The following is a 14,619-nucleotide window of genomic DNA, read 5'->3' as shown; positions in this document are numbered from 1 at the left end:
GCTCGATGTCATGGGCCGTGGCGATGATGGAAACTTTGGGCACGTCCGTTCCCTTGGCCGACGAGTTCCTTGACGAAGCGATCCGCGATCTGCGGCGCCTGGACCAGGCGCATGCGCGCGAAATCCTCGATCTCCATGCGGCTGATCAGGTCGCGATAGCGGCTTTCGAATTCCAGCCGATGCCCGACGCCGCGGCGGCCCCATTGTGCCAGCGTGGCGCAAAGGCCTCAGAAATGGTGGATGAAGCGCCGGGTGCGCCAGCAGCAGATCATAGGTCTCGTCCAGCGCGTCGAACATCTGCAGCCGGTCGGCGCTGAAGCGGTTGGTCAGGTTCTGGCCGCCCGGATAGACGATATGCGTGCAGATCACCTGGCTGCCCAGCAGCACCCGGCGCGCGAAGAGCCGCGAATACCAGTGACCGAAGATGTTGTTCACTTTGGTCGCGCCGAAGCGCAGCCCGGCCTCGCGGAAATGCGCGGTGCGCAGGATCTTGTTCCAGGGATAGTAAAGCCGCCGGCCGCATCGCGCTGGTAGCGACAGGCCAGCATGGCGGTGTCGATGTCGGGCTCGGCATCCATCCGCGCCAGCGTGGGCGCGATCGCCTCCCCATGCAGCCGGTCGTCGGCGTCGAAGAACAGCGTGTAGCGGCCGCGCGCATGTGGCCAGGCCAGGTTGCGCGCATGACCCGCGCCCAGGTTGGCGGGTTTGTGCAGGGCCGTCACTTGCGGAATGGCGGCGGTGAGCCGCTCGATCTCTTCGGCGCTGCCGTCCGACGAGCCGTCATCGGCCAGCAGCATCTCGCAATGAAGCCTGTCGAGGCCCAGGCAGGTTTCGACAAGCGGCCGAAGATGGTCCCGGGCGTTGTAGACCGGAACGATGATCGACAGATCGATGGGTCGGGAAGCTGCAAGCGGAACGGCAAAATGACATGACAGCCTCCTTGTCGGCCCGTCTGCGCGCTTCTTTCCGGCGAAACCTGGCGCCCGGCAGAGCATTGCGCGATCCGGCGTTAACGATTGCACCGGATGTAACCCCGCAGCCGGCCTGCCTCCATTCCAAAGCCGGGGCCGTTTCATGGAAATGCATTCCCGCATTTCCGGCTCGCGAGAGAAGAAAACCGCTGCGACCGAGCCGGCCGCAGGCCAAGGGCCCGATCGCGAGCGACCGAAGGGCGGCCTCACCCCTAGCCGCGTGCGTCGATCAGGTGCAGCCGCCGCTTTGCCCGGTGGAAACCCTTGTCTTCAGCCAGAGCGCGGCGATAACTCGTCTCGGCCATATAGGGCAGGTCGCGCCTCGAAGATCAGCCCGCGCTCGAAGAAGCCCTGGGCCGAGAACGGCCAGCCCTGCATGAAGGCGTCATGCGCGCGGAATGCCTGGTCAGGGCGCCGGCTGTGGCGCAGGAAGCGGGTATAGCGCAGCTGCGCCTCGCGCGGGCGCGGCCGTCGCATGGCGCGCGCTCAGGTCGGCCACGGCGTCGGGGCTGCCGCCGGTTTCGGCATATTGCGCCAGCGCCCGGATCCCCGGCACGCGGACGGCCGCGCCGGGGTTTCGGGCGACCGCCGCGCGGATCAGCTCGGCCGCTTCCGCGTGCTGGCCCTCATCGGCCAGCGCGCCGGCATAGTCCAGCCGGGCCGTCGCGTCCTCGGGAAACCGGCGCAGGGCATATTGCAGCAGGGCTTTTTCAGCAGCCGGTGCCGGGACAGCGTGCGGGCCAGTTCGCTGATGTAATAGCTGTTGTGCTTTCTCGAGGCGGTCACCCGGGCCTGCAATCAGGCGATGTCGACGACGGGATCGAACAGCGCCTGGGCGATGCTGCCCAGGATGCCGCCGTTGTTCAGGAACGCAGCACCATATGCCCGGAGCGGGGCGGTCAGGATCTCTTGCACCGGCCAGCGCCGTTCAGGTCCGCGACATGACCGCGGTCCGGTCCTCTGGTCGTAGACGCCGATCCAGCGCCGATCCCTGTCCGGGGGGATATCGGCGACGGGCGCCATCAGCACCAAGCGATCCGCACCAAGCACCCGGGCCGAAATCAACGCGCCATAGCTGCCCATGGAAAAGCCGTAGAGAACGACCCGCCGACAGGCGCGCAACGCGCCCGCCACCGCCATCAGGCAGGCGTCGAGCTCCGGCGCGACCTACCAGTCGTTCGCCAGCGCGCGGATGCAGCAATAGGCGTGCTCGGTGCCGGCCAGCATGGTCTCGCCCGCGAAATCGGCGGGGGCCGGCTCCGTGCGCTGGGCAAAGCTCGCCACCACGGTTCCGGCGGCACGGTGGACGACGAAAGCCTGGCAGGTCGGGCTGGAAAAGATCGTCCGTTTCATCGCGAAGGGTGCTGTGCGGCGCCGGTGTCAGATCGGCGGGCGGGAAAAGCGGGCCGGCTCCCGGCCGGCGGCGAGGCGCCCCAGGAAATCGGCGGCCGTGTCCAGCGCCTCGCGGATGGTGATGTCCATGTCGAGATAGCGATAGGTGCCCAGCCGGCCGACGAAGGTCACGCCCGGCGTTGCCTCGGCCAGCCGGACATAGTTTTCCAGCAGCGTCATCTCGTCCACCAGCCGGATCGGGTAATAGGGGATGTCGTCCGGGCCGGCCGCGCGGCTGAACTCGCGATAGCAGACGCTTTTGCGGTGCTCTTCCCAGGGCGCGAAATGCTTGTGCTCGGTGATGCGGGTATAGGGCACCTCGCGGTCGCCGTAGTTCATCACGGCGCAGCCCTGGTAATCGCCGTCATGCTCGAAACGCTGGAAATCCAGCGTGCGATAGCCGAGCCGGCCGAGGCTGTAGCCGAAGAACCCGTCCAGCGGGCCGGACCAGAAGACATGGTCGTAATCGGCGGCCATCTCCGGCCGATAGGGGGTGCGCAGCGAGACCGAGACGCCGGGCCGGTCCAGGATCGCCTCGACCAGCGCGGTATAGCCGTGGCGCGGCATGCCCTGGAAGCGGTGGAAGAAATAGTTGTCGTCATAGTTGAAGCGCACCGGCAGCCGCTTGAGGATGCTGGCCGGCAGGTCGCGGGGCGAACAGCCCCATTGCTTTTCGGTATAGCCCTTGAAGAACGCCTCGTAGAGTTCGGGTCCGACGAAGCGCAGCGCCTGTTCCTCGAAGTTGCGGGGGTTTTTGATGGTGGTATCGGCCTTTTCCAGCAGGAACTCTCGTGCCTCGTCCGGGCGGAAGGTCTTGCCGAAGAACTGGTTGATGGTCAGCAGGTTGATCGGCAGGGAATGGACCGCCCCCTGCGCCGTGGTCTTGACCCGGTTCTGGAAGGGCACGAATTCGGTGAAGCCGTTCACATAGTCCCAGACCTGCTGATCGTCGGTATGGAAGATGTGCGGGCCATAGACATGGATCATCACGCCGCTGTCGGCATCGCGTTCCGTGTAGCAATTGCCGCCGATATGGGCGCGGCTGTCGACGACATGGCACTGGTGGCCCGCCCGGGCCAGTTCCCGCCCGATGACCGCGCCAGAGAGCCCTGCCCCGACCAGAAGTATCTTCATCCCTGCTCCTTTCGCCGCCGTCCCGCGCTTGACCATGGCTATGGCCGGCAAGGCGGACAGCCGTCCGATCGCGGGCCAGGTGGCGGGACACCGCGGGGCGTAAACTAGCCTGATTGTCTACCATTGCAATCGCCCGGCAGGTCAGCGTCCCGAGGCCGGACCACGCACTCTCTGTCCGCGCCCCGGGGATGCTTTGACATGGATCGGCCGGGGCGATCATGAGCGCATCGAGCCCCGAAGCCGTCACCAGGTTACGATGATGGTCTCGTGCCGCTTGCCGGTCTTTCGGAGGCGATCTGCGAAGGATCACAAGTTCGCGCCGACCAAAGCCGCCCGGTATAGAACAGGCCATATGACGCGGCATGGAAATAGCGGTCAGGAGCGCCGGCCAGGGGACCGGACACGGCGCCCTCCGGCTTATTCCGGCACCAGATGCCCGTCATCGGGCGCCCAGGACAGGTGGAACGCGCGGCCCACGGCCAGCGGAAGATCTGCCAGTTCCTCATGCGATTTCTGTATCCTGATCTCCTGCCCGTCGCCGGTCTCGAAATAGATGGTCGCGGTGGCGCCGACGAATTCCTCGCCGATCATGCGCGCCTCTACCGTATTCGCCGCCGGCGGGGCCGCGTCGGGGTGGATCTGCATCCGGGTGTCCAGCACGGTCAGGCTGGCCGCCTGTCCCGGCGGGACAGCCGCGCCGCCGGGCAGCGCGAAATCGCCATTCCTGGTGGCGATGACAGGCCGTCCGTCCGCGTCCCGCTTGACCTGGCCGGTGAAGATGTTGGACGAGCCGAGGAAATCCGCCACGAAGCGCGTGCGCGGCCGGCGGTAGATTTCCTGCGGCGTGCCGATCTGCTCGATCTTGCCGCGGGACATGATGACGACGCGGTCGGCCATCGAGAAGGCCTCGGACTGGCTGTGGGTGACATAGACGAAGGTGATGCCGGTTTCGCGTTGCAGGGTCTTCAGCACCGATTGCATCCGCACCTTCAACGCCGCATCCAGCGCCGAAAGCGGCTCGTCCAGCAGCAGGATCTGGGGCTCGACCACCAGCGAACGGGCCAGCGCGACGCGCTGGCGCTGGCCGCCGGAGAGCTGGGCGATGTTGCGGCCGGCGAATTCGGCGATCTGCATGCGCTCCAGCCATTGCCCGGCCCGGCGGCGCCGTTCGGCGCGCCCGACGCCGCGCATCTTCAGCGCGAACTCGACATTCTCGATGACGCTCAGGAAGGGGAACAGCGCCAGGCTCTGCCAGACCATCGGCGTGTCGCGGCTCCAGCTCGGCAGGTCGTTGATGGCCTGGCCCGCCAGGCGGATCACGCCCTCGCTGGGCGCCTCCAGCCCGGCCAGCATGCGCAGCGTCGTGGTCTTGCCGCAGCCGGACGAGCCCATGATGGCCAGGAACTCGCCCTTGTGGATCTGCAGGTCCATCTTCTGCACGGCGGTATAGCTGCCGAAACGCTTGGCGACGCCCTCGAAGGAGACCAGGGGTTCTTGCATCGGGTTCATTCCTTGTCGGTTGCGGGGCCGCGCCCCGACAGCAGCAGTTGCGCGAGGATCACCAGGGTCATCGAGGTCACGAAGACGAAGGTGCCGATGGCGTTGATGCGCGGGCTGACCTGGCCTTGCAGGAAGCCCAGCACCTTGACCGGCAGCGTCTCGTTCAGGCCCGAGACGAACCAGGCGATGGCGAATTCGTCGAAGGAGACCGCCATGGTGATGAACAGCGCCCCCAGGATCGCCGGCCGGGTGAAGGGAATGATGACATGGCGCATCGTCGCCCATTCCGAGGCGCCGAGGTTCCAGGCCGCCGGCTCCAGCGAGGGGTCCATCTGCGACAGCCGCAGCCGGATCACCGCCATGGCAAAGGGGGCGCAGATCACCACATGGGCGATGATGACCGACAGCGCATTGCCCGACAGGTCGATGCGCGACAGGTAAGCCAGCATCGCCAGCCCCATGATCACCACCGGAATGGTCGGCGGCAGCAGCGCCAGCGCCAGATAAATCTGCTTGCCGAGGAACTTGTAGCGGTAATCGGTATAGGCGGCGCCGAAGCCCAGCACGGTCGAGATCACCCCCACCGCCAGGCCGATCCCCAGCGTGTTGCGCAGCCCCTCCCAGACCAGCGGGTCCGAGGCGACGGCGCGATACCACTCGGTCGAGAAATGCCCCAGCGGGATCGAGGGAAAGCGGTCCGAGTTGAAGGAGAAGACGAAGCTCGCCAGGATCGGCGCGAAGACGAAAAGATAGGCCAGGATCACATAGAGCTTCAGCCCGGCCTCGATCAGCGGATTGCGGTTCAGTTCGTTCAGTTCGTTCATTTCGTGCGGCCCTTGTAGGCGAAGCGGACGGCCAGGAAGGCCGCGACCATCAGCGTCGCGATCATCGTCAGGGCGATCACCGCCGCGCGGGGCCATTGCTGGCCGGATTTGGTGGTGTCGGTGATCAGGATCGACAGCGTGGTCGGGTCGCCCCCGCCCAGGTAGATCGGGCTGACGAAATCGCCGAAGCACAGGATGAAGCTGAACAGCGCCGCGATCACCAGCCCGACCCGGGCCGAGGGGATCACCACGGCAAAGACCGTGCGCAGCCGCCCGCAGCGCATGTTGTGCGCGGCCTCGATCAGCGTACGGTCGATGAACGCCAGGCTGAACAGTTGCAGCAGGACGACCAGCGGAAAGCTCAGCGTCAGATAACCCACCATCGTCGCGCCGATGGTGTTCAGAAGGCCGAACGGGCCAAGGCCCAGCCAGCCCAGCATGACGTTGATGATGCCGGCATCCGACAGGAAGACCTGCCAGGAATAGACCCGCACCAGATAGCTGGTGAAGAAGGGGATCACCATCAGGAACACCGCCCATCGCTGTGCCTTGGGCGACAGCTTGAAGGCGATGGCATAGGCGCAGGGAAAGGCCAGCGCGCTGGTCAGGGCGGCCGCGGCTGCCGCCATGGCCAGCGTGGTGCCGTAAGCCTGCCAGAACACCGGGCGGCCGAACATCGTCACCCAGTTCACCGTGTCGAACCCGGCCTCGAGCCGGAAGTTGCGCACGGTCCAGAAGCTGAGCGCGACCAGGAAGACCAGCGGGAAGACGAAGAACAGAAGCTGCCAGATCAGCAGCGGCAGCGAGAAGGTCAGTCCGTAAAGCGAGACGGGACGGCGCATCGGGCAGGCTCCGGCGGGGGACGGGCGGCACGGCCGGCGCGGGTGCCGGCCGCGTCGGGTTCAGGCGCTCTTGTAGTCCGACCAGAAGTCGTTCCACTCTTCCAGCGATTGCTGCACCGGCAGCTGGCGATACTTGATGCGGCCCGAGCGGATCAGGTCCATCGCATTGCTTTCCCCCAGCACCATGCCCTGACGCCTGGCCTCGGCGGGGTTTTCCTCGTTCAGCACCTTCCAGCCGGCTTCGCTGGGGATCAGGCAGGGATAGGCCGCCATCTGCGCCGATTTCGCCTGGCCCTTGGCCGAGGTGATATACTGGATCCACTTCTTCGCCAGATCGGCCTTGCTTGATCCCTTGCCGATCGAGAAGCTTTCGGTGAACTGCAAGCCGCCCTGTTCGGGGATCACCGAGCGCACCTTGGCGCCGTTCCGTTCCAGCGTGCCGGTGATCCAGTCGCCGATGCCGGCGAAGGCCAGCATCTGGCCGTTGTTCAGCGACGAGAAGGTGCCGCCGTAATCGAAGAAGCCGCCGACCTGCGGACGCAGGGTCATGGTCTTTTCCTTGACCGCCTCCCATGCCGTCCCGTCGATGTCATAGGGGCTGGCATTGCCGTTGAGCAGGCTCATCTGGCCAAGGTTCGGCAGGTGCCAGTCGAAATGCCCGACCTTGCCCTTCAGCGCCGGGTCCCAGAACACGTCATAGGTCGAGGCCTGCGCCTCGGTCAGCGCATCGGTGTTGTAGGCGACGCCCAGGAAGCCGAAGCGGGTGATGACGGAATAGAGCGTGTCGCCGTCCCAATGGCCGGGGAACTTCTGGAACTCGGGGAAGAACTCGTCGAAGGGATAGTCGGCCGGGTCCAGCGCCTCGATATAGCCCGCCGCGTTCAGCTGCTGGACATATTCGGCATCCGACAGGATCACGTCGAAGGTGCCGGGCGGGCTTTGCGAGATCAGCCCCAGCATGTTGTCGCCGCCGGTATAGTATTTCGGCACGAACTTGACGTTGTTCTCGGCCTCGAACTCGGCCACGATGTCGGGCTCGGCATGGCCGTACCAGGCCAGCATGGTCAGCTGCGTCGGCGCGGCAAAGGCGCGGCGCGACAGCATCGGCGTCGCCAGCGCCGCCGCGCCCAGCGACAGCATTGCACGGCGCGACAGCCCGAGGCGCCCGCCCCGTTCATCCTGTGTCATCTCATCACCCTGTCTGATTGTTCTGATTGCTTGATGCGGTCAGGCTAGGAGAAGGCGCCGCGCATGCAAAATCGGTTCTGCCAATCCTGACATTTGCATGCGTTATGGCGCGGGTTTCACGCCGGAACCGCATGGATGCCCGAGCCCACGCTGTCGAGATCGGCGACCAGGTCGCTGACCAGCTGCAACCCCGCCGCCGACAGGCGCGGATGCTTGTAGAACAGCCCGACCCGCAAGGGCTCCAGCGCCGGAAAACCCTCGGCCTCGGTCAACATGCGCATGCCGGGCAGCATGGTGGCGCGGGTCAGCGCGGTGACGCAAAGCCCGTTCCTGACCGCGTTCTGCAGCCCCGAGATGCCCGGCCCGGTATAGACGATGCGCCAGCGCCGCTCGACGGCATCCAGCGCCTGGATCATCCGGGCGCGATAGTCGCAGCCCTCGGGATGGGCGCCCAGCGGCACCGGCTTGTGGGCGGCCGGCCGGAAATCCTCGGCCGCGGCCCAGATCGGCTGCTCGCTCCACATCCGCGACAGATAGGGCATGCGCGCCGTCGGCATCACCGCGACGATGATGTCCAGATCGTCCGAGCGCAGGTGCTGGTGCAATTCGCGCGACAGATCGCAATGCACTTCCAGCTCGACCCCGGCATGGTCGCGGATATAGCGGGTCAGCGTGCCCTGAAGAAAGGCGACGGCGTAATCGGTGGGCAGGCCGATGCGCAGCACGCCGGTCTTGTCCGAGCGGTGGAAATAGCTGACCGCCTCGTCATTGATGCGCAGCATCTCGCGCGCATAGCTCAGCAGCGCCTCTCCGGCCGGGGTGGGCAGGATGCTGCGCCCCTCCTGCGTGAGCAGCGGCGCGCGCACCAGCTCCTCGAGCCGGCGGATCTGCAGCGAGATCGCCGGCTGGCTGCGCCCCAGCGCCGCCCCGGCCCGCGAATGGCCGCCCAGTTCGACCACGGCGATGAAGCTGCGCAACAGATCGGTTGGAAGGTTGGTGATCCCGGCCATGGATTTGCCCCCGCAATGCAAGGATTGCGACTATATATTTCATTTATATTCAATAGGAAATTCTAATTCCGGCATCCCCCTTTCCCAAGAAGGTGCATCATGCCGAAGAAGACAGCATTCGCGTCCGAGCTTGCCTGGCCCGATTATCACGCCGCGGTCAGGGATGGTGCCACGCCGATCCTCATCCCCATCGGCTCGATGGAGCAGCACGGCCATCACATGCCGCTGCATGTCGATGTGCTGCTGCCGACCGAGTTCGCCCGCCGCGCCGCCTTGCAGGTCGGCGGGCTGGTCGCGCCGCCCTTCACCTATGGCTACAAGTCGCACCAGAAATCCGGCGGCGGCAATCACCTGCCGGGCACCACCAGCCTGGACGGCGCCACGCTGGTCGCGGCGCTGCGCGACGTGATCAAGGAATTCGCCCGCCATGGCGTGCGCCGGGTCTGCCTGGTGAACGGGCATTACGAGAATTCCTGGTTCATCATCGAGGCCATCGACCTGGCCCTGCGCGAGCTGCGCTGGGACGATATCCGCGACATGAAGATCGTGGTGCTGTCCTATTGGGATTTCGTCGGCGAAGCGGATATCGCCCGGCTTTATCCCGACGGCTTTCCCGGCTGGGACCTGGAGCATGGCGGCGTGCTGGAGACCTCGCTGATGCTGGCGCTTTACCCGCAATTCGTGGACCTGTCGCGGGCGGTGGACGTCGCGCCGGCCAGCTTTCCGCCCTATGACGTCTATCCGGTCAAGCCGGAATGGACGCCCGCCTCGGGCACGCTGTCCTCGCCGAAACAGGCCTCGGCCGAGAAGGGCGAACTGCTGCTGGACGTGTGCACCCGCGGCATCGTGGCCGCATTGCGGGCCGAGTTCGGATGAACGAAACGGGCCCGCGACGACGGGCCCGTGCCTTTCCTTGCGGCGAAGGATCAATTGCGGATGACGTTGTGCTCGGGTCCGAAGGGGAAGCCGGTGATGTTCTCGGCCCCGTCCTCGGTCACGATCAGGATATCGTGCTCGCGATAGCCGCCGGCGCCGGGCGTGCCCTCGGGCAGCATCACCATCGGCTCCATGCTGACGACCATGCCCGGCTTCAGCTCGGTCTCGATATCCTCGCGCAGTTCGACCCCCGCCTCGCGGCCGTAATAATGGCAGAGCACGCCGAAGCTGTGGCCATAGCCGAAGCTGCGGTATTGCAGCAGGTCCCATTGCCGGTACATATCGTTGAGCTCCAGCGCGATCTCGTTGCATTTCGCGCCGGGCTTGATCAGCTCCAGCCCGCGCCGGTGCACGGCCACGTTCTTTTCCCAGATGTCGAGGCTGGCGTCGTCCACATGGTCGCAGAACATCGTGCGCTCCAGCGCGGTGTAATAGCCGAAGATCATCGGGAAGCAGTTCAGCGACAGGATCTCGCCCGGCTTGATCTTCTTGTTGGTGACCGGGTTATGCGCGCCGTCGGTGTTGATGCCGGATTGGAACCAGGTCCAGGTATCCATCAGCTCGACGAAGGGGAAGGAGGCGGCAATCTCGCGGATCATGGCATTGGTCGAGGCGATGGCGACCTCGTGCTCGGGCACGCCGGCCTTGACCGCCGCCGCCACCGCCGCGCCGCCCACGTCGCAGATGCGCGCGCCTTCGCGGATCAGCTTGTGCTCCTCGGCCGATTTGATGGCGCGCATCCACATCGAGGGCTGGCCGACATCGACGAACTCGACCCCCGGCAGCGCCGCTTCCAGCTGGCGGCGGAAGTCCAGGTTGACGTGGTCGAACTCGATCCCCAGCCGCTTGACGCCGGGGGTCAGCTGCCGCACCGCGCGATAGAAATTGTCGCGCCGCCAGTCGGTATAGGTGACGTTGCTGCCGAAGCTGCGCCGCCAGGGCTGGCCGCCGTCGATGCCGGCGCTGATCGTGGTCGCGGCGTCCTGGGTGACGACCATGCCGTATTTGCGGCCGAAATAGCAGTAGAGCCAGCCCGAGTAATAGTTGATGCAATGATACGAGGTGAACAGCGCCGCATCGACGCCGTTCTCGGCCATCCAGCGGCGCATGTCGTCCTGGCGCCGCCGCATCTCGGCATCCGAGAAGGGGGAAAACTCCTTCTCGCCATTGTGCCACTCCATGACATGCAGCATGTCGTCGGTCATGAGATCCGTCCTCCGTCGGGTTGATGCGGCAAGGCTAGCCACCGGGCGGCACGGACAGAAATTTGTTTTGGCAATCCCAAGATTTGCGGGGATGAAGGCGAGGGTTGCGGAGAGCTGCCGAGCGAAGAAGTCTCCGATCAATCCGGGGTTCACAGTCCCGAGGCCCCAGGATCGCGCGACCGGCCGCCCCCGGACGCTGGCCATGATGGCCGCCCGGATCACCGCCGGCAGCCTGGGCGCACGCGCGAATATGTCCAGATGGCCCATGGCGACAGAGCGACTTGCCGCCCCTGCACCGAGGGCTGCCCCGCCATCTCGCCGCCGCTCATGTATTTCGCATGGGTGTGAAGCCGTGAAGGGGACGCCGCCCTGCCTCAGACGGCGGCCTGCCCCTGGGCTCCTGTCTTCATGCTTCAGCCATGAGCCGTGCTGACGGCGTCCATGCCGGACAGCGCCAGGCGCGGCCCGGCCTTCATCACCTGGCCGGGCAGTTCCCTGCCCAGGATCCGCTCGGCCGTGCCGGCGGCCGCGATCAGCCGGCCCAAGTCGATCCCAGTCGGAAAACCGGATTCCTCGCACAGATAGACGAAATCCTCGGTGGCGATATTGCCGGTCGCGCGCGGCACGAAGGGACAGCCGCCGATCCCGCCGACGCTGGCCTCGAAATCGCGGATGCCGTGCAGCAGGCCGGCATAGGCGCAGGCCAGGCCGACGCCGCGCGTGTTGTGGAAATGCAGCGCGATGCCGACATCGGGCACCGCCTTGCGCAGCGCATCGAGCGCCGGCAGGACATTGCCCGGCGTCGCCATGCCGGTCGTGTCCCCCAGGGTGATGCGCGAAATGCCGAGGTCGCGATACCGCACGGCCTGCTCGACCAGCCGGGCCACCGGCACGTCGCCTTCGAAGGGACAGCCGAAGGCCGTGGCGATGGCGCCATGCAGCGCGACCCCGGACCCTTGGGCGAGGCGCGCGATCTCGTGGAACCCGGCCATGGAATCGGCGCGCGAGCGGTTCACGTTCTTCCGGTTGTGGCTTTCCGAGGCCGAGGCGAACATCACCGCCGCGTCGATCCCCGCCGCGATGGCCGCTTCGGCGCCGCGCAGGTTCGGCGCCAGCGCGCTGAAGCGGATACCGGCGCGGCCGCGGAAATGCCGCACCAGCTCGGCCGCGTCGCGCATCTGCGGCACGGCGCGCGGCGAGACGAAGGATGTCAGCTCGACCGAACGGATGCCCGCCGCGATCAGGCTTTCGACCAGCCGGATCTTGTCCTCGGTCGGGACGAAGGCCTTTTCGGATTGCAGGCCGTCGCGCGGCGAGACCTCGGTCACCGCGACCTGCCTGTCCGATGCGGATGCGGGGCCGGTCATGTCACGCCGCCTCGCCCGAGGGCGCCCTGGCAGCGGCCGCGATTTCCTCGGGCGTCAGGCCGAGAGCGCCGAGAATCTCGGCATTATGCCCGCCGACATGGTCCACGTCGCCCCCGCCGGCCAGCGAGGCGCCGTCGATCTCGACCGGCAGGGCCGGCGCCCGGAAGCTCCGGCCGTCCGGGGTCTGCGACAGCGCAAGCCCGCCCTGCCGCAGCACATGCTGGTCGCGGAACAGGTCCGAGGGCTTGGCCACCGGCGCAAAGGGGATCTCCATCTTCTCCAGCGCCGGCAGAAGCTCGGCCATGGGCCGCCTTGCGACCGCCGCCGCGACCAGCGGCACCACCCAGGAGCGGGCGTCGATGCGGGCCATCCTGTCTTGCAGCGCGGGATGCCCCAGCAGGTCGTCGAGGCCGAGATAGGTGCAAAGCCGGGTCCAGTGGCCGTCGCTGACCGCGCCGATGAAGACCTGCCCCCCCTCGGCCGCGGCAAAGACGTCATAGATCGGCCAGCTGAAGGCCCGCTCGGGCATCGGTTCGGGATCCCTGCCTTCCAGCTCGAACTGCACCATGTGCTGCGAGACCAGCAGCAGGCAGTTCTCGAACAGGCCGACGCGGATGGTCCGCCCCGCGCCGGTCCTGCCCCGCTCGAACAGCGCCGCGATGACGGCGAAGGCGCCGAACAGCCCGCCCATGATGTCATTGGCCGAGGTGCCGACGCGCAGCGGCCGGCCCTTGGGGCCGGTCATGTAGGCCAGGCCCGACATCATCTGCACCACCTCATCCAGCGCCGTCCGCCGCTCGTAGGGACCCGAAAGGAAACCCTTGTGGCTGGCGCAGATCAGATGCGGAAAGCGGTCGTGCAGGGTTTCGGCATCCAGCCCCATCCCCTGCAAGGTGCTGTCCTTGAAATTGTCGATGAACACGTCGGCCGAGGCCAGCAGCCGGCTCAGCGCCTCCTGGCCGGCCGGGGTGCGGCTGTCCAGGACGACGGATTTCTTGCGACGGTTGAACAGCGGAAAGAACGCGCTGCCCATGCCGGTCAGCTGCCGCGTCTTGTCGCCGCCGGGCGGCTCGACCTTGACCACCTCGGCGCCCAGGAAGGCCAGGAACATGCCGCAGCTTGGCCCCATGACCATATGGCTCATCTCGACGACGCGGACCCCCTCCAGGGGCTTGAACTCGGCTGTCATGCGGCCTCCCATTCCAACGGCGACAGGATAGGGTTGCCCGATTATTCTTACAATTATATAATACTTATAGATACGTTCTAATAATTAGCATCCATGCGAGGCGCTCTTGGACCTGAAGCAATTGCGGTATTTCTGCAGCATCTACGACAACAAGAGCCTGTCCGGGGCGGCGGATGCCGAGAGGATCGCGGTTTCCGCGCTCAGCTACCATCTCGCCAATCTCGAGGCCGAGATCGGCGCGCCGCTGTTCACCCGAAAGTCGCGCGGCCTCGAGGCCACGGCGGCGGGCGAACGGCTTTGCCTGCATGCCCGGACCATCCTGAAGACCGTCGAGGTGGCGAAAAGGGACCTGTCCACCTTCCGCGACGATGTCTCGGGCGAGGTGTCGCTGGCGCTCGCCTATTCCGCCATCCAGGCCATCGGCGTCCAGCTGGCCAAGGTCGTGGTCGAGGATTATCCGAACCTGCAACTCAACATGATCGAAAGCCTGTCCAGCACCACCTTGCTGCACCTGTCCTCGGCCGATGCCGATCTGGGGCTGGCCTACAACCCGCCGCTGACCAGCACCTTCAAGGCCACGCCGATCCTCGAGGAGGATCTGGTGCTGATCGGCAAGCGCGAGATCATCGGCAGCGGCTCCGAGCCGGTGACGGTTCAGGACCTGCTGGATTTCAAGATCATCATGCTGCGCCAGGGCATGGCAGCGCGGGCGCTGCTGGACCATCACAAGACGCTGGAACAGATCTATGCGACCAGCCAGCTGCAGATGAACTCGGTCCATGCGATCTCGGGCGCGGTCCGCGAGGGGCTGGGCTGCACCATCGGCACGACGCTGTTCATGGGCGACGAGATCAGGTCCGGCCGGCTGCACTGGCGGCCGATCGTCTCGCCGACGCTGACGAGGACGCTTTATCTGTGCGAGCAGACCGACCGGCCGCCGACCATCGCGCTGGAGACGATCCGCGACCTGATCCGCGAGCTGATCGTCCGCGCGGTCAGGGACGGCATCTGGCCGGCAAGGCTGGTCGAGGCGGAATGAAAAAAGCCCCGTCCGGGCGGAC

17 protein-coding genes are annotated in these 14,619 nt (G+C 66.2%); 3 read left to right on the top strand and 14 right to left on the bottom strand.

All coding sequences use genetic code 11. The annotated features are described in order from the left end of the window. Nucleotides 1-8 precede the first annotated feature (8 nt). From PARN5_RS25160 to PARN5_RS0117035, 3 genes are all read right to left on the bottom strand, one after another. Entirely contained in the window at nt 9-137 is a 129-nt protein-coding gene (locus tag PARN5_RS25160) for a hypothetical protein (RefSeq protein ID WP_018000981.1), read from the bottom strand. A gap of 294 nt (nt 138-431) precedes the next feature. Continuing rightward, entirely contained in the window at nt 432-995 is a 564-nt protein-coding gene (locus PARN5_RS23680) for a glycosyltransferase family 2 protein (RefSeq protein WP_157404072.1), read from the bottom strand. Between the two features lie 246 nt (nt 996-1,241). Then, nucleotides 1,242-1,448 carry a hypothetical protein gene (locus PARN5_RS0117035; RefSeq protein WP_018000979.1) on the bottom strand — a complete coding sequence of 69 codons (207 nt, stop codon included), beginning with the start codon at nt 1,446-1,448 and terminating at the stop codon, nt 1,242-1,244. Between PARN5_RS0117035 and PARN5_RS0117030 the strand changes: the two genes are divergently transcribed. Then, nucleotides 1,447-1,728, top strand: coding sequence for a hypothetical protein (locus tag PARN5_RS0117030; RefSeq protein ID WP_018000978.1), 282 nt, complete (start codon nt 1,447-1,449; stop codon nt 1,726-1,728). The genes PARN5_RS0117035 and PARN5_RS0117030 overlap by 2 nt on opposite strands. 41 nt (nt 1,729-1,769) lie before the next feature. On the opposite strand, the gene PARN5_RS0117025 is transcribed toward PARN5_RS0117030, so the two are convergent. The 8 genes from PARN5_RS0117025 to PARN5_RS0116990 form a co-directional block, all read right to left on the bottom strand. Continuing rightward, nucleotides 1,770-2,111 (bottom strand): hypothetical protein, encoded by a 342-nt coding sequence (locus tag PARN5_RS0117025; protein WP_018000977.1) that lies wholly within the window; start codon nt 2,109-2,111, stop codon nt 1,770-1,772. A 27-nt stretch (nt 2,112-2,138) separates the two neighbouring features. Beyond that, nucleotides 2,139-2,324, bottom strand: coding sequence for a hypothetical protein (locus PARN5_RS0117020; RefSeq protein WP_018000976.1), 186 nt, complete (start codon nt 2,322-2,324; stop codon nt 2,139-2,141). Between the two features lie 27 nt (nt 2,325-2,351). Further along, nucleotides 2,352-3,497, bottom strand: a complete 1,146-nt coding sequence (gene glf, locus PARN5_RS0117015; RefSeq protein WP_018000975.1) for a UDP-galactopyranose mutase — start codon at nt 3,495-3,497, stop codon at nt 2,352-2,354. A gap of 417 nt (nt 3,498-3,914) precedes the next feature. Beyond that, nucleotides 3,915-4,997 carry an ABC transporter ATP-binding protein gene (locus PARN5_RS0117010; RefSeq protein WP_026155526.1) on the bottom strand — a complete coding sequence of 361 codons (1,083 nt, stop codon included), beginning with the start codon at nt 4,995-4,997 and terminating at the stop codon, nt 3,915-3,917. A 5-nt stretch (nt 4,998-5,002) separates the two neighbouring features. Then, nucleotides 5,003-5,821: an ABC transporter permease gene (locus PARN5_RS0117005; RefSeq protein WP_018000973.1), complete on the bottom strand. Its 819-nt coding sequence runs from the start codon at nt 5,819-5,821 to the stop codon at nt 5,003-5,005. Then, entirely contained in the window at nt 5,818-6,663 is an 846-nt protein-coding gene (locus PARN5_RS0117000; RefSeq protein WP_018000972.1) for an ABC transporter permease, read from the bottom strand. The genes PARN5_RS0117005 and PARN5_RS0117000 overlap by 4 nt, the downstream gene beginning before the upstream one ends. Nucleotides 6,664-6,723: 60 nt before the next feature. Beyond that, nucleotides 6,724-7,851 (bottom strand): spermidine/putrescine ABC transporter substrate-binding protein, encoded by a 1,128-nt coding sequence (locus tag PARN5_RS0116995; RefSeq protein ID WP_051071040.1) that lies wholly within the window; start codon nt 7,849-7,851, stop codon nt 6,724-6,726. Between the two features lie 116 nt (nt 7,852-7,967). Next, nucleotides 7,968-8,861, bottom strand: coding sequence for a LysR substrate-binding domain-containing protein (locus PARN5_RS0116990; protein ID WP_018000970.1), 894 nt, complete (start codon nt 8,859-8,861; stop codon nt 7,968-7,970). Between the two features lie 99 nt (nt 8,862-8,960). On the opposite strand from PARN5_RS0116990, the gene PARN5_RS0116985 reads away from it, so the two are divergent. Beyond that, nucleotides 8,961-9,737, top strand: a complete 777-nt coding sequence (locus PARN5_RS0116985) for a creatininase (RefSeq protein WP_018000969.1) — start codon at nt 8,961-8,963, stop codon at nt 9,735-9,737. A gap of 50 nt (nt 9,738-9,787) precedes the next feature. Here the strand turns inward: PARN5_RS0116985 and PARN5_RS0116980 are convergent, their stop codons facing one another. The 3 genes from PARN5_RS0116980 to PARN5_RS0116970 form a co-directional block, all read right to left on the bottom strand. Then, complete coding sequence (locus PARN5_RS0116980; RefSeq protein WP_018000968.1) at nt 9,788-11,002, bottom strand: M24 family metallopeptidase; 1,215 nt, start codon at nt 11,000-11,002, stop codon at nt 9,788-9,790. 413 nt (nt 11,003-11,415) lie between these two features. Then, on the bottom strand, nt 11,416-12,369 hold the full coding sequence (locus PARN5_RS0116975; protein ID WP_018000967.1) for a hydroxymethylglutaryl-CoA lyase: 954 nt from the start codon (nt 12,367-12,369) through the stop codon (nt 11,416-11,418). Nucleotide 12,370: 1 nt separating this feature from the next. Next, nucleotides 12,371-13,558 carry a CoA transferase gene (locus PARN5_RS0116970; protein WP_018000966.1) on the bottom strand — a complete coding sequence of 396 codons (1,188 nt, stop codon included), beginning with the start codon at nt 13,556-13,558 and terminating at the stop codon, nt 12,371-12,373. Between the two features lie 106 nt (nt 13,559-13,664). On the opposite strand from PARN5_RS0116970, the gene PARN5_RS0116965 reads away from it, so the two are divergent. Next, entirely contained in the window at nt 13,665-14,597 is a 933-nt protein-coding gene (locus PARN5_RS0116965; protein ID WP_018000965.1) for a LysR family transcriptional regulator, read from the top strand. Nucleotides 14,598-14,619 lie beyond the last annotated feature (22 nt).

The sequence above is a fragment of the Paracoccus sp. N5 genome (assembly GCF_000371965.1).
GTDB lineage: Bacteria > Pseudomonadota > Alphaproteobacteria > Rhodobacterales > Rhodobacteraceae > Paracoccus.
The sequence above is the reverse complement of the archived record's forward strand: the minus strand, read 5'-3'. Positions and strand labels throughout refer to the sequence as shown.

What these genes read in the sequence shown, in the direction of transcription:
- glf (WP_018000975.1), bottom strand. Translation starts at nt 3,497, where the DNA reads ATGAAGATACTTCTGGTCGGGGCAGGGCTCTCTGGCGCGGTCATCGGG.
- PARN5_RS0117000 (WP_018000972.1), bottom strand. Translation starts at nt 6,663, where the DNA reads ATGCGCCGTCCCGTCTCGCTTTACGGACTGACCTTCTCGCTGCCGCTG.
- PARN5_RS0116970 (WP_018000966.1), bottom strand. Translation starts at nt 13,558, where the DNA reads ATGACAGCCGAGTTCAAGCCCCTGGAGGGGGTCCGCGTCGTCGAGATG.
- PARN5_RS0117005 (WP_018000973.1), bottom strand. Translation starts at nt 5,821, where the DNA reads ATGAACGAACTGAACGAACTGAACCGCAATCCGCTGATCGAGGCCGGG.
- PARN5_RS0116995 (WP_051071040.1), bottom strand. Translation starts at nt 7,851, where the DNA reads ATGACACAGGATGAACGGGGCGGGCGCCTCGGGCTGTCGCGCCGTGCA.
- PARN5_RS0117010 (WP_026155526.1), bottom strand. Translation starts at nt 4,997, where the DNA reads ATGCAAGAACCCCTGGTCTCCTTCGAGGGCGTCGCCAAGCGTTTCGGC.
- PARN5_RS0117030 (WP_018000978.1), top strand. Translation starts at nt 1,447, where the DNA reads ATGGCGCGCGCTCAGGTCGGCCACGGCGTCGGGGCTGCCGCCGGTTTC.
- PARN5_RS23680 (WP_157404072.1), bottom strand. Translation starts at nt 995, where the DNA reads ATGCTCTGCCGGGCGCCAGGTTTCGCCGGAAAGAAGCGCGCAGACGGG.
- PARN5_RS0116985 (WP_018000969.1), top strand. Translation starts at nt 8,961, where the DNA reads ATGCCGAAGAAGACAGCATTCGCGTCCGAGCTTGCCTGGCCCGATTAT.
- PARN5_RS0116980 (WP_018000968.1), bottom strand. Translation starts at nt 11,002, where the DNA reads ATGACCGACGACATGCTGCATGTCATGGAGTGGCACAATGGCGAGAAG.
- PARN5_RS0117020 (WP_018000976.1), bottom strand. Translation starts at nt 2,324, where the DNA reads ATGAAACGGACGATCTTTTCCAGCCCGACCTGCCAGGCTTTCGTCGTC.
- PARN5_RS0117035 (WP_018000979.1), bottom strand. Translation starts at nt 1,448, where the DNA reads ATGCGACGGCCGCGCCCGCGCGAGGCGCAGCTGCGCTATACCCGCTTC.
- PARN5_RS0117025 (WP_018000977.1), bottom strand. Translation starts at nt 2,111, where the DNA reads ATGGCGGTGGCGGGCGCGTTGCGCGCCTGTCGGCGGGTCGTTCTCTAC.
- PARN5_RS25160 (WP_018000981.1), bottom strand. Translation starts at nt 137, where the DNA reads ATGGAGATCGAGGATTTCGCGCGCATGCGCCTGGTCCAGGCGCCGCAG.
- PARN5_RS0116975 (WP_018000967.1), bottom strand. Translation starts at nt 12,369, where the DNA reads ATGACCGGCCCCGCATCCGCATCGGACAGGCAGGTCGCGGTGACCGAG.
- PARN5_RS0116990 (WP_018000970.1), bottom strand. Translation starts at nt 8,861, where the DNA reads ATGGCCGGGATCACCAACCTTCCAACCGATCTGTTGCGCAGCTTCATC.